Here is a 13,001-nt window from a genome sequence, read left to right on the forward strand (position 1 = left end):
CGCCGGTGTACGGCACTCTCGCGATATCGCCCGCCGCCCGCGAAGGCTCGGCGACACAACGAAAGGACAGGAGACACCGCAGTGCCCACGACCGTCCATCCGCCCGCGCACGCCGGCGCCGACCTTGCCGCGGCGACGCCCGACGAACTGAGTGACATGATCGGCCTCGCCTACGAGGGCGTGACGTCCGCCGTCCCGTGGCACGGGCTGCTCGACGCGTTGCGGGTCCGGCTCGCGGCCAATTACGCGACGCTCGTGCTGCGGCCGCCCGCCGATGCGATGAAGGGATTGATCGTCACGTCGAGCCTCGTCGATACGTCGGTTGGCACCGGCGCGTATCTGCAGCGCTTCTATACGCTCGACGCGTTCGTCAATTTGCCGCGCGACACGGTCACGACCGTCCACGAAATGCTCGGCGAGCGCGGCTGGCTCGACAGCGAGAAATACCGGAACTTCGACCGGATGTACGACGTGCTGCATGTGATGGGCGCGGACATCCACGTGGACGCCGACAACGAGTGCCGGTTGCGCATCTGCCGGCCGCACGGCGCGCCGCCGTTCGACGCGAGCGACAAGCGGCTGTGCCGCTTCCTGCTGCCGCACCTGAAGCGCGCGGCAAACCTGCGCGCGAGCCTCGAGGTGGCGACGAACGAGCGCCATCTGTATGCGGAAACGGTCAGCCAGTTGCGGATCGGCGCGATCCTGCTCGACGAGCAGGCCCGCGTGATGAAGACCAACGACGACGCGGCGCAGGTGCTGGCCGAACGGGACGGACTGTTCGTCGTCGACGGCAAGCTCGCGTGCGATAGCGCCGCGAACCAGCGGATGCTGCACACGCTGGTTCGCGACGCGCTGGCACGCAAAACCGGCGCGGCGCACGGGATGACGCTCGCGCGCCGCGCCGGACGCGCACGGCTGGGCCTGCTCGTACGGCCGCTGCCGATCGACGAGCAATCGGGCCGCAAGCGCCGCGCGGCCGCCGTCGTCCTGGTGCGCGATCCCGATTGCCGGCCGCAAATCTCGGGCGAGACGCTGCAGGCCATGTTCAACCTGACCCGCAGCGAGGCATCGCTGGTGCTGCATCTGACGCAAGGATTGTCGCTGCAGGATGCCGCCGAAACGATGGCGATCCGCCATAACACCGCGCGTTCGCATCTGCGTGCGGTGTTCTCGAAAATGGGCGTGACGCGGCAGACCGAGCTGATTCAAGCGATCGAGCATTGCGTGATTCCGTTGCAGTAAGGCCGTCACTACGCTGCGATGCCGCCCGCGATCCGTGTGACCCCGCCCATTCCTTACGGTAAGCCGTCAGCAGCTTCTGCGCAGCCGATCCAAAAGCGTCCCGGCGAATACAGCCATGCGGCTTGCGCGTCTGCTGCCCCCGCCCTGCTGACACCACGCTGGCAGCAGGCGGCGCTTAAGCTCGCAGGATCCCCCGTTCAGGAATGCCGTCAATGGCTCATACCGGAGCACTTTCCGCACTCGCCGGCCGCGTCGTCAAACGACGCAGCGTCACGCTGCTGACGCTGTGCATGGCCGTGCTCGTCGCGCAGGTCGACACGGCCGTCGTCAATCTCGCGACGCGCGCGATCGGCGCGTACTTCCATGCGGGCGTCGGTGCGCTGCAATGGGTCGTCGACAGCTACAACCTCACGTACGCGGTGCTGCTGCTGACCGGCGGCCTGCTCGCCGATCTGCTGGGCCGGCGCCGCATCTTCATGGCCGGCACGGCCGTGTTCACTATCGCGTCGCTGCTGTGCGCGCTCGCGCCGTCGGTGTCGGTGCTGATCGGCGCCCGCGCACTGGCCGGCGTCGGAGCGGCGCTGCTGCTGCCGGCGTCGCTCGCGATCGTGCGGGTCGTGTGGCGTGATCCGGTCGAGCGCGGCCGCGCGCTCGGCATCTGGGCCGCGTGCAACGGCGTCGCGATGGCGATCGGGCCGACCCTCGGCGGCGTGCTGATCCGGCACTTCGGCTGGCGCAGCATCTTCTTCGTGGTCGTGCCGCTGAGCATCACGGCGATGCTGCTCGCGGTGTCTGCCGTGCCCGAGTCGTCCGATCCGCGCGGCCGGCACTTCGACGGCGGCGCGCAGGGCACGGGCGCACTCGCGCTCGGCACGCTCGCGTATGCGGCGATCGTGTTCCGCGATTCGCCGGTTGCCAGTGCAATCGCCACCTGCATCGCGATCGCGTCGTTCGTCGCCTTCATCGCGATCGAACGGCGCCATGGCGACGCCGCGCTCGTGCCGCTCGACATCTTCCGGCTCAGCGCGTTTCGCGGCGCGATCGCGGCGACCACCGGGATGACGTTCGGGATGTACGGTGTGCTGTTCCTGGTGCCGCTGACGTGGCAGAGCAGCGGCCGACTCGATTCGACCGGCGCGGGCCTCGCGCTGCTGCCGATGGCGCTCGTGTTCGTCGTCGTATCGCCGTGGTCCGGGCGATTGTCCGAACGGGTCGGTACGCGCGTGACGACGGCCGGCGGTGTCGCCGTGATCGCGAGCGGGCTCGCGGTGATCGGCGCGTGGGCCGCGTCGCCGGACCTGCTCGCCATGGAGATCGGGCTTGCGTTGACGGGGCTCGGAATGGGCGTCGCGACGGGGCCGCTGATGACGGTGGCCGTCGGTGCGGTCGATGTCGCGCGCTCGGGCACCGCGAGTGCGCTGGTCAACGTCGCGCGGATGACCGGCGCGACGCTCGGGATCGCGGTGCTCGGCACGCTGTTCGCGGCCTTGCATGGCGGTATGGCGGGTTTGCGTGCGGCGATGTTCGCCGGTGCGGTGGTGCAGTTGGCGGGGGCGGTCGGAGCGGCGGTCAGCGCGCAGCACGTGCGGCAGTCGGCGTAACGATGCGTTGCTCGCCACGCGCGTGTCGGCGCGAACCGCATGGCATGCGCTGGTGGCAGCCGGTGGTTTGCCGTTTGCCGTAGCCGGTCGTCACCGGCCATCTGGCGTCACACGCCAGCCGCCATCCACCCGCCGCGTCAGCGATGCTTCCCGTGATGTCTGCGCCGCCGATGCGCTTCACGCGCCTGCAACAGCGCCGGCATCAATTCCTCGATGTACTGCCGCGCCTGCCCACGCGTAACGACCTCGCTGAAACGCTGGTGTGCCTTGTCGTGGCCGACCAGCGCCGCATGTGCCTTCTTCAGGATATGCAGGTACGCGATCAGGCTCGTGCCGTCGCGCACAAGCAGCCCATCGCGCGGATCCATCGCCGGAGTCGTGTTCATGATCCGATCCTCGCCGGGCAGTCGGTCCGGCAGGTGGCGGTGACGAGCGGCAGCAGATCGTTCGCGAGGCGATCGCGATCGGTCAGCGTCGACAGGCCGAACAGCCTTCCGAGCGTCGCGACCACCGAGCTGTGATCGTACAGCGTGTGATCGACCTGCCCGGCCGCAACCCACGGCGACACGATGATCGCCGGCACGCGTACGCCGTACACGTCGAACCCGAAGCCGCTCGCGTTCAGCGTTGCGGCCGCGCCGTCGTTCGGCGGCGGCGCCGCGCCGGGCCTGACCGAATCGTAGAAGCCGCCGTGCTCGTCGTAGACGATCACGAGCAGGCTGCTGTCCCAGATCGGCGAATTGCGGATCGCGTCGTATACGCGCGCGGCGAGCTGGTCCCCGCCGGCCAAGCCGTCCATAGGATGATGCGAACTGCCGTTCTCATAGGTGCCGTGCACGATGTCGCCGTAGCCCGGTTCGATGAGCGTGTAGCGCGCGGTATAGCCGGCCGCGAGATCGGCTTCGAAGTGCGCGAGATCGTCGACGTCGAAGAAGCTCACGCCCTTCAGCGATGCGACCTGCGGCACGTGGCCGAGCGGGTCGCCCGACTGGTCCTGGTAGATGCGCCAGTTGTCGTCGCCGAGCGCATCGAAGATCGAGCCCTTCGGATAGTGGAGGCCGTCGAACGTATCCCATCCGGCCATTTCTTCCTTGGTCGGCGAATGGTCGAGCCCGGCCGACGACGCGCCATGCAGGAAGAAGCGATTCGGCCAGGTCGGCCCCGGCATCGACGCGTGCCAGCGGTCGCACAGCACGAACGCATTCGCGAGCGCATACAGCGACGGCGCGTGCGTGCGGATATCGGCGCCCTGCATGATCAGGCCCGCGTTGCCGGCTTGCGGCGGCGTGCCTTCGGAATGCGACGTCGCATAGTTCGACACGAAGCCCGAATTGTCGACGTTCGGATACGGCTGCCCTTTCACGAACGGCACGCCTGCGCCGCAGAGCTGTTCGAGCACATCGGTGAATTCATGGCACGGATCGGTCGGCATCTGGTCCGGCGCGCCGCCGCCGAACGGATAGACGGTGCCGCCGTACGCGTTGCTGTCGGCCGGCGACGCGGCCGCGATGCCGTCGATGCCCGACAGCGCGAACAGATGGTCGAACGAGCGGTTCTCGAGCATCAGCACGAACACGTGCTGAATGCGATCCTGAACCGCCGGGGCTGCGGGAGCGGAAGAAGATGCGGGGGCTGCGTCTGCACTCATGGCGCCTCCTGGCGTCGCGCGACGAATGTCCGGCTGGCACGATCGTCGGCCCGCTGAAAGCAACTGAACCGCTCGAAAGCCTGGCGCGCGGGCCGCGAATTGCCGACGAGTGTACGACCGCGCCGGCTCGCGCGTAAAGACGCATGCGATGCGTCAGGAGCGCAGCACGCCAACCGTTGACTTTCGCCGGACGGCCCGATACGATCAATCCACTTTCAAGACGCCCTCCCGGTCCGCCGGGAGGGCGTTTCGTTTTGGTTCCGCCAACCAAAAGGAAAGCCCTTGAAATGAACCTGATCACTCCCGTCGTCTCCCGCCCCGGCCTCGGCTACCTGCAACACGGCACCGGCCCCGAATACGTGATGGTCCTGCACGACTGGCTCGGCGACCATACGAACTACGCGGCGCTGCTGCCATATCTGGACGACACGGCCTTCACGTACGTGTTCGCCGACCTGCGCGGCTACGGACGATCGCTCCATCTGAGCGGCACGTACACCGTCGACGAGATCACGGCCGACTGCCTTGCGCTCGCCGACCAGCTCGGCTGGCCACGCTTCCACATCGTCGGCCATTCGATGACGGGCATGGCGACGCAACGCATCGCCGCCGACGCGCCATCACGCATCAAGAGCGCGATCGCCGTGTGCCCGGTGTCGGCGGCCGGCAATCGCCTGGGCGACGACGCGCGCGCGTTCTTCGCGAGCACGACCGTCGACGACGACGCATTGCGCCGGCTCGTGCGGTTCGTCACGGGTGGCTTGTCAGCGCGCTGGGCCGAGCTGAAGCTGCGGCAGAACCGCGAACGCGTGGCGCCCGGCTGCCGGCTCGCGTATCTCGACATGCTGACCGGGACGAATTTCGTCGACGACATCCGCGGCCTCGACACACGCTATCTGGTGATTGTCGGCGACAAGGATCCCGGGCTCGACGAAGCGGCGATGCACGCGACGTTTCTCGCCTGGCACCCGAACGCAGAGCTGAAGAAAATTCCGAATTGCGGGCACTACCCGATGCAGGAATGTCCGCCGTATTTCGCGACGATCGTGGAAGATTTCCTGCGGGACGCGGCCGCTTGAGCGTTGCACACGCATCGCGACCGGAGAAGATGACCTTGGCCGCCGCGGCGTAACGACGCCGCCGGCGACCGACGAACGGTGCGAATCGCGCCGTCCATCCGGTGTGTCCGGCCGCATGACGGGGCCGGACGAGTGGCGATCGGAGTCGCGTTGCGCGCCCGATCGTTACTGCTTAGCGACGCGGTTGCCCGCTACGCGGCGGGCGCGGCGAGTTCGCGTCCTTGTGACGGAAGTTGATGCGGCCCTTCGTCAGGTCGTACATCGACAGTTCCAGCGTCACACGGTCGCCCGCGAGAATGCGGATGTGGTTCTTGCGCATGCGGCCCGACGCATAGGCGCCGACTACGACGCCGTTTTCCAGCGTGACACGGTATTTGCTGTCCGGCAGCACTTCGTCGACGATTCCGTCCAATTCCAGCAGTTCTTCTTTTGCCAAACCAATTCCTCCAGACAAGGTGAATGACCGCGGCCGCGGCGAACTCACCGGCGCCGTGTCCCGCAACGGGGCCGGCGGCCGGCAGGATGCCGGGTATCAATTCGTTCAGACGGGCGACAGGCCTGTCTTGCAATCGGAGCCCGGCGCGTTGCGGCGTTCGGGCGGTCAGTGGCGGCGGCGCGATGAGCACCGCGCATAGTCGGGACCGCGCCGCGTAAGGCATGGCGACGGTCTACTCGGGTTGCAGCGTGAGCCGCTGGCGATGCGGCGAGCGCGTCGCGAGGGCGTTGAATCGCACGTCGTACGGACCTGCGATGGATGAGGGAAGCACACGACCGATGCATCGTGAATACCGCGATGCATCGGTCGTGTGCGTCGAAACGCGCAGGACACGGGCCAGGGCCGGTGCCCGCGCGACATCCGTCCGGCAGCGGCCGCCGATTGGCGACCGATGCCGATGCGGCTTACTGCGGCGTGATGTTCGACGCTTGCAGACCCTTCGGGCCACGCTTCACTTCGTAGCTGACCTTCTGGCCTTCGGCAAGGGTCTTGAAACCCGTGCCACGGATTTCGGAGAAATGGGCGAACAGATCGTCGCCGCCGTTGTCCGGGGAGATGAAACCAAAGCCCTTGGTTTCGTTGAACCACTTGACGGTACCGGTATCCACAAATACTTCCTTAATACGAATGAATGAACTTGCGCCCATGACGGGCACAGAAAGAATCAAAGAGGGAGAGACCAACGACTGCCGCACATCGTGCGGCCAATGATGAGCAATCGAGCTTCTTGAAGACTTCGGTCTAGGACACTACGCCGCACCGGCCGATTCGTCAAGCCCTTTCGGAGCGGCGTTCGCGCACGGTATCGCGCGACGCCTTGCCTGGCGGGCGTTAGCGGCAATCGGGGCGCGTAACGTTGCGCCCCCCTTTTTTGCCCTGCCGCCGTTATTGCTGCTCGAACACGTGATGCAGCGGCGGCGGCGGCGCCTCGCTGTCGCGAATCTTCATCTCGAACGCCTTGCGCGCGACGCTCGACGGCCGCACGTCGGCCGCGTCGAGGTAGAACTGCGAATACCAGTCGCGCATCTGGTACAGCGGCCCGTCGCCTTCGCACAGCAGCGGGTTGTCGATCCGCGTCTTGCTGTGCCAGATGTCGACGTCCTCGTAGAATGCGCGCTGCGCTTCCTTCACGTACGCGTTCGCGATCTCCATGTTCTGCGCGTCGCTGAGCCCGGCGACCTTCTTCACGATCACGCCGTAGCGCAACTCGAAGCTGTTCATGTCGATCGGCACGTGGCAGTTCAGCAGCACCGAATGGATCGGCTGCCCGTTGCTCTGCCCGGTCATCTGCGTGATGTGCACGGCCGGCCCGAAGTACGTCGACAGCGCGGTCAGGCTGTCGCCGCCGAGCTTCTCGCTGCGGCCGACCATCAGCTGCGTCGCCTTGTGATCCTCGAACAGGTTCGCGAAATAGTCGATCGGCGCGTGGTGCACGGTCGCGAAGTGCGCGACATCCGAGATGTTGTCGACCAGTTCGCGGCAGTTGGCCTGGATCACCATCTTGTCGACGACCCAGTCCGACCATTCGTCGGAGAAGCACACGTCCAGACGCGGAATCGCGACTTCCGGCGGCGGCACATTGCCTTCGGGGTCGTTCCATACGAACAGCAGGTTGTTCTCCTCGCAGGTCGGCCACGCGCCGATGCGCGCCTTCGGCGGAATCCGCTTGCAGTACGGGATCGACGCGCACTGCCCTTCGCCGCTCCAGGCCCAGCCGTGGAACGGGCACACGAGGTTGTCGCCTTCGACCGTGCCTAGGCTCAGGTCGGCGCCCATGTGCGGGCAATACGCATCGACGACGTTGACCTTGCCGGTCGAATCGGCGAACGCGGCGAGCTTGCGGCCGAAGACGTTCAGCGTATGCGGCTTGCCGTCCTTGTAGTCGCGGGCGAGGCCGAGGCAGTGCCAGCCGCGCGCATAGCGCTGCGCGAGCGGCTGGGCTTCGATCTTGTATGGGCGTGCGGACATTTCGGTTGACTCCTTTTTGGGGGGACGCGCGGCGGCCCGCCGCGCACCGGGGTAACGGGGATGGCGTCGCTCAGCGCACCGGATTGCCGGATTCGAGCGCGCGCGTCGGCTTGAGCGCGGACGCCGGCGCGGCCTGCTGCGGCGTCGACTGAGGCTGCGGCTGCGACACGCGGCGCTCGGCACGCTCGACGCCGAGCCATGCGGCGAGCGCCGGCAGCAGGAACACCGCGCCGAACAGGTTCACGAGGAACATGAACGCGAGCAGCACGCCCATGTCGACCTGGAACTTCAGCGCGGAGAACGCCCACGTGCCGACGCCGATGAACATCGTGACGGCCGTGAACAGCGCCGCGGTGCCGCGCTGGCGCATCGCATCGGCGAACGCGTCGGGCAGCGTCGCGCCGTGGCGGATGTCGTGCTGCAGCCGCTCGTACAGGTAGATTCCGTAGTCGACGCCGACCCCGACGCCGAGCGTGATCACTGGCAGCGTCGCGACCTTCAACCCGATGCCGAGCCGCGCCATCACCGCGTTGCACAGGATCGACACCAGCGTGAGCGGCACGATGATGCACAGCACCGCGCGCCACGAGCGGAACGTGAGTGCGCAAAGCAGCGCGATCGCGCCGAAGATCGACAGCAGCATCGCGATCTCCGCGTCGCCGACCGCCTCGTTGGTCGCGGCCATCACGCCGACATTGCCGCCGGCGAGCCGGAACGCGACATTCGGCGTCGGGTTCTCCGCCGCGTAGCGCTTGATCTCGTCGACGATGTGCGCGATGGTCGTGCCTTCGTGGTTCTTCGTGTAGATCAGCACCTGGATCGCCTTGCAGTTCGCGGTGTTCATCCCGTTGTCGGGATCGAACGCGTTGGCGCCCTGCGTGAGCCCGTCGCTGGAGCGCGGCAGCGCGGCCCAGCGCGGATTGCCTTCGTTGAACGCGGCGATGAACACCTTGCCCTGCGACGCGACACTCGTCACCGACTGCACGCCCGCCACGCCGCGCATGTTCATCTCGAACTTCTCGATCGCGCTCATCACCGGGTAATGCAGGCACGCATCGTCGAAGCCGGTCGTCTCGACGATCACCGACAGCACGTCGACGCCGATGTTGTACTGGTGCGTGATCGCCGCGTTGTCGACGTTGTAGCGCGAGTTCGCGCGCAGCTCCGGCGCGCCGGTACCGATGTCGCCGATCTCCAGCTTGCGCGACTCGAGCGCGCCGCAGGCGAGCAGCGCGAGCGCCACCGCGAACACGCCGAGCGCCGGTGCAGGCCGCGCGAACAGCGCGAAGCGCGACCACATCGGGCTGCCGCCGGCCGCCGCGGTGCGCTGCGCACGCGCCAGCGTGCCGCGTTCGAGGCGCGTGTACGACAGCAGGATCGGCAGGAACACCTTGTTGGTGACGATCATCAGCAGCACGCCGAGGCACGCGGTGATGCCAAGCTCGCGCACGATGTCGATCCTGATCCGCATGATCACCATGAAACCGAGCGCGTTGGTCAGCAGCGCGACCGTGCCCGGCACGAACAGCTTGCGGAACGCGTCGCGCGCGGCCTCGACCGACGTTGCCCCGCGCACCAGCGCCTGCTTCCACGCATTGGTCATCTGCACCGCGTGCGACACGCCGATCGAGAAGATCAGGAACGGCACCAGGATCGACATCGGGTCGATGCCGAGCCCGAGCAGCGGCAGCGCGCCGAGCAGCCAGACGACCGGCAGCAGCGCGACGACGAGCGCCAGCACGGTGGTCTTGATCGAGCGCGTATAGGCGAACAGCAGCGCGGCCGTCACGAGGAACGCGAGCGCGAAGAACGCCATCACGCCGGCGATGCCCGCCTCGACGTCGCCGACCAGCTTCGCGAAGCCGATGATGTTCACGTCGATGCCCTGCTTCGCGTACTTCACGCGGATGTCCTCGAGCTGGCGCGCGACCGCGCTGTAATCGAGCCGCTTGCCGGTGGCGGGATCGGTCTCGCGCAGCTCCGCGCGAATCAGCGCCGACTTCAGGTCGTTGCCGACGAGGCGGCCGATCTGCCCGGAACGCGCGACGTTGCGGCGCACCTTCGCGAGATCGTCCGGGTTCGCGCTCGAGAACTGGCCGGGCACGACCACGTCGCCGCGAAAGCCGGCCTCGGTCACCTCGGTGTAGTGGACGTTCGGCGTGAACAGCGAGAACACGCGCGAGCGGTTCACGCCGGGGATGAAGAACACGTCGTCGGTCGCATGGCGCAGCGCGTCCATGAACGTCTGGTTGTAGATGTCGCCGTCGCCCTTCCAGCGCAGGCTGACGAGGATCGTGTTGGCGCCCGGGAACGCGCCCGCGTAGCGCTCGAACACCTGCATGTACGGGTGCTGCATCGGGATCATCTTGTTGAAGCCCGGATCGAGCTTCAGGCGCGTCGCGGACAGGCCGAGCGCGAGCGTCACCGCGACGCACAGCAGCATCAGCAGCCGGCGCTGCCGGATGATCGTGCCGGCACAGCGCTCGACGAACGCGGCAAGGCGCGAGGCAGGCGCGGCTTCAGTGGGACGTGACAGGTCGTTCATGGATTTCTCGAGTCTGGGCTGACGATGCGGTCGATGCGGACCGGCGAAGCAATGCGAACGGAAACGGGCGGCCGCAAGCGCCGCCGCGTCCGGGCATCAGGACGGCGACGCGGCGAGCGGCGCGACGCCGGCCTCGCCGCCGAGCAGCAGCGCGCCGTGGCCCATGTCGAGCACGGCCGCAAGGCTCTGCACGCCGCCGAGCTTGCGCACGTCGAAGGTCAGGCCGCCGTCGCGCGACGCGACGATCGCGCCGCCCTGCCCGACCAGCACGAGTTCGCCGTCGGAGAGCTGGGTCGCGCCAAAGTAGGACACCGGGACGTGGCTGTCGACGTGCGTCCAGGTCACGCCGCGATCGGTGCTGCGCAGCACGTTGCCGCGCATCCCGTACGCGACCCAGTCGCCGTTCGCGAGCATCAGCGCGCCGAACAGCGAGCCGGCGTACGGCGACGGCAGCTTGTCCCAGGTCGCGCCGTTGTCGGTCGAGCGCAGCAGCGTGCCGCTTTCGCCGGCGATCAGCAGGTTGCCGTGGCCGTCGCCGACGATCGCGTTCAGATGGCGATCGCCCGCAGGCGTCTTCACCGTCTGCCACGTGAGCCCGGCATCGTCCGAGCGCAGCAACTGGCCGAAGCTGCCGGCCGCGAACAGCGGGCCGTCGGCGGTTCCCCACACGGACAGCAGCGGATCGGAATGCGCGGGGTCCATGTGGACTTCGCGCCAGTGCAGGCCCGCGTCGGCGCTGCGCAGGATCCGGCCGTCGTGACCGACCGCGATCCCGAGCGTCGGCGTGATGAAGCTCACCTGCGTGAGCGTCGAGCCCTGGTCGGGCGTGACGGACGCCGGCCGCCACTGCCGGCCCGCATCGTCGCTGAGCAGGATCACGCCGCGCTCGCCGACCGCGACGATGCGCGTGCCGGCGCGGGCGAGCCCGTTGATCTGCAGGCGGTCCGCGTGGATCGCGGTGACCGGGAACGCCGGCAGCGGCCGCGGCGAAAACGCGAACACCGCGGCGCCGAGCACGAGCGCCGACATCGCGAGTCCTGGCAAAGTACGTTTCATCGGTTGTCTCCTGTCTTTGCGCCGGCCCGGGCCGCGCCGACGCGCCCGCCCTGCCCGCTGCAAGTCTCCGGGCCGTCGGTCGTTGCCGCGGCCTCGAATGATCCCGAATGGATGGCGGCCGAACCGGGTATTCGGGCCGGCCGCCGTCACAACTATCGTTACGCGCCGACTTCGAACAGCGCGGCCGCGCCCATGCCGCCGCCGATGCACATCGTCACGACCGCATGCCGCACGCCGCGGCGCGCGCCTTCGAGCAGCGCATGCATCGTCATCCGCGTGCCGGACATGCCGAACGGATGGCCGAGCGCGATCGCACCGCCGTCGACGTTCAGCCGCTCGTCGGGAATGCCGAGCGTGTCGCGGCAATAGAGCGCCTGGCACGCGAATGCCTCGTTCAGTTCCCACAGCCCGACGTCGCGCACGGTCATCCCGAAACGCTCCAGCAGCTTCGGAATCGCGAACACCGGGCCGATGCCCATCTCGTCCGGCTCGCAGCCGGCCACTGCCAGGCCGCGGAACGTGCCGAGCGGCGCGAGCCCGCGGCGCATCGCCTCGGCGCGCGACATCACGACCACGGCCGCCGCGCCGTCCGACAGTTGGGACGCGTTGCCGGCCGTCACGAACTCGCCCTGCTCGACGACCTTGCCGCCGCTCCACGACGGCTTGAGCCCCGCGAGCCGTTCGGCCGTCGTATCGGCTCGCACGCCTTCGTCGCGGGCGGCGTGTACGTCTTCGTGGCCGGCCGGATTGCCTTCCTTGTCGAACAGCGCGCGGCGCACGTCGAGCGGCGCGATTTCCGCGTCGAAGCGGCCGGCCGCCTGCGCGTCGGCCGTGCGCTGGTGGCTCTGCAGCGCGAATTCGTCCTGTGCCGCGCGCGCGATGCCGTAGCGGCGCGACACGATCTCGGCCGTTTCCATCATCGCCATGTAGGCAGCCGGCTGGTGATCGAGCACCGCCTGCGAACGCGCGCGATAGCCGTTCTTGTGCTTGTTCTGCGTGAGCGAGATCGATTCGACGCCGCCCGCGACGACGATCCGCGCGTCGCCCGCGCCGATGCTGCGCGCGGCGCTCGCGATCGACATCAGGCCCGACGAGCACATCCGGTCGATCGCCATGCCGGGCACCGATGCCGGCAGCCCCGCCGCGGCAGCCGACAGGCGGCCGATGTTGTAGCCCTGCGTGCCCTGCTGCGCGGCACAGCCGATCAGCACGTCGTCGACGTCGGCCGGTGCGACGCCCGCGCGTTCGAGCGCGGTGCGCACGACGTGGCCGCCGAGCGCGGGCGCCTCGGTGTCGTTGAAGATGCCGCGAAACGCCTTGCCGATCGGCGTGCGTGCGACGGAAACGATGACTGCGTCTTCCATGA

Annotated in this window: 11 protein-coding genes; 3 read left to right on the plus strand and 8 right to left on the minus strand. The window is 68.1% G+C overall.

Going from position 1 to position 13,001, the window contains the following annotated elements; translation table 11 throughout:
• The first annotated feature begins 81 nt into the window (after positions 1–81).
• Together DIE13_RS00075 and DIE13_RS00080 are read left to right on the plus strand one after the other, a co-directional pair.
• Positions 82–1,242 (plus strand): LuxR C-terminal-related transcriptional regulator, encoded by a 1,161-nt coding sequence (locus DIE13_RS00075; protein WP_124825241.1) that lies wholly within the window; start codon positions 82–84, stop codon positions 1,240–1,242.
• A 212-nt stretch (positions 1,243–1,454) separates the two neighbouring features.
• Positions 1,455–2,843 (plus strand): MFS transporter, encoded by a 1,389-nt coding sequence (locus tag DIE13_RS00080; RefSeq protein WP_124825242.1) that lies wholly within the window; start codon positions 1,455–1,457, stop codon positions 2,841–2,843.
• Between the two features lie 137 nt (positions 2,844–2,980).
• On the opposite strand, the gene DIE13_RS00085 is transcribed toward DIE13_RS00080, so the two are convergent.
• Together DIE13_RS00085 and DIE13_RS00090 are read right to left on the minus strand one after the other, a co-directional pair.
• A complete protein-coding gene (locus tag DIE13_RS00085) occupies positions 2,981–3,229 on the minus strand; it encodes a hypothetical protein (RefSeq protein WP_124825243.1) in 249 nt (82 codons plus the stop codon).
• Positions 3,226–4,491 carry an alkaline phosphatase family protein gene (locus DIE13_RS00090; protein WP_124825244.1) on the minus strand — a complete coding sequence of 422 codons (1,266 nt, stop codon included), beginning with the start codon at positions 4,489–4,491 and terminating at the stop codon, positions 3,226–3,228. The genes DIE13_RS00085 and DIE13_RS00090 overlap by 4 nt, the downstream gene beginning before the upstream one ends.
• A gap of 287 nt (positions 4,492–4,778) precedes the next feature.
• Here DIE13_RS00090 and DIE13_RS00095 point away from each other — a divergent pair, with 287 nt between their 5' ends.
• Positions 4,779–5,570: an alpha/beta fold hydrolase gene (locus DIE13_RS00095; protein ID WP_124825245.1), complete on the plus strand. Its 792-nt coding sequence runs from the start codon at positions 4,779–4,781 to the stop codon at positions 5,568–5,570.
• 172 nt (positions 5,571–5,742) lie between these two features.
• Here the strand turns inward: DIE13_RS00095 and infA are convergent, their stop codons facing one another.
• The 6 genes from infA to DIE13_RS00130 all read right to left on the minus strand — a co-directional run bounded on the left by infA (position 5,743) and on the right by DIE13_RS00130 (position 12,999).
• A complete protein-coding gene (gene infA, locus DIE13_RS00100) occupies positions 5,743–6,006 on the minus strand; it encodes a translation initiation factor IF-1 (protein ID WP_027780754.1) in 264 nt (87 codons plus the stop codon).
• Positions 6,007–6,470: 464 nt separating this feature from the next.
• The gene (locus DIE13_RS00110; RefSeq protein ID WP_006751843.1) at positions 6,471–6,674 is read right to left on the minus strand and encodes a cold-shock protein; all 204 of its coding nucleotides are present in this window, start codon (positions 6,672–6,674) and stop codon (positions 6,471–6,473) included.
• A 277-nt stretch (positions 6,675–6,951) separates the two neighbouring features.
• Positions 6,952–8,034, minus strand: coding sequence for a Rieske 2Fe-2S domain-containing protein (locus DIE13_RS00115; RefSeq protein ID WP_124825247.1), 1,083 nt, complete (start codon positions 8,032–8,034; stop codon positions 6,952–6,954).
• Between the two features lie 70 nt (positions 8,035–8,104).
• Positions 8,105–10,579: an RND family transporter gene (locus tag DIE13_RS00120; protein WP_124825248.1), complete on the minus strand. Its 2,475-nt coding sequence runs from the start codon at positions 10,577–10,579 to the stop codon at positions 8,105–8,107.
• A 96-nt stretch (positions 10,580–10,675) separates the two neighbouring features.
• Positions 10,676–11,635: a YCF48-related protein gene (locus DIE13_RS00125; RefSeq protein ID WP_124825249.1), complete on the minus strand. Its 960-nt coding sequence runs from the start codon at positions 11,633–11,635 to the stop codon at positions 10,676–10,678.
• A gap of 158 nt (positions 11,636–11,793) precedes the next feature.
• On the minus strand, positions 11,794–12,999 hold the full coding sequence (locus DIE13_RS00130) for an acetyl-CoA C-acyltransferase (protein ID WP_124825250.1): 1,206 nt from the start codon (positions 12,997–12,999) through the stop codon (positions 11,794–11,796).
• Between the last annotated feature and the right edge of the window lie 2 nt (positions 13,000–13,001).

The organism is Burkholderia sp. Bp9016 (assembly GCF_003857765.1).
In the GTDB taxonomy this organism is placed as follows: Bacteria; Pseudomonadota; Gammaproteobacteria; order Burkholderiales; family Burkholderiaceae; genus Burkholderia.

Excerpts from the sequence above, each read along its gene's own strand:
- DIE13_RS00090 (WP_124825244.1), bottom strand. The coding sequence starts at position 4,491 with ATGAGTGCAGACGCAGCCCCCGCATCTTCTTCCGCTCCCGCAGCCCCG.
- DIE13_RS00125 (WP_124825249.1), bottom strand. The coding sequence starts at position 11,635 with ATGAAACGTACTTTGCCAGGACTCGCGATGTCGGCGCTCGTGCTCGGC.
- DIE13_RS00115 (WP_124825247.1), bottom strand. The coding sequence starts at position 8,034 with ATGTCCGCACGCCCATACAAGATCGAAGCCCAGCCGCTCGCGCAGCGC.
- DIE13_RS00130 (WP_124825250.1), bottom strand. The coding sequence starts at position 12,999 with ATGGAAGACGCAGTCATCGTTTCCGTCGCACGCACGCCGATCGGCAAG.
- DIE13_RS00095 (WP_124825245.1), top strand. The coding sequence starts at position 4,779 with ATGAACCTGATCACTCCCGTCGTCTCCCGCCCCGGCCTCGGCTACCTG.
- DIE13_RS00085 (WP_124825243.1), bottom strand. The coding sequence starts at position 3,229 with ATGAACACGACTCCGGCGATGGATCCGCGCGATGGGCTGCTTGTGCGC.
- DIE13_RS00120 (WP_124825248.1), bottom strand. The coding sequence starts at position 10,579 with ATGAACGACCTGTCACGTCCCACTGAAGCCGCGCCTGCCTCGCGCCTT.
- DIE13_RS00080 (WP_124825242.1), top strand. The coding sequence starts at position 1,455 with ATGGCTCATACCGGAGCACTTTCCGCACTCGCCGGCCGCGTCGTCAAA.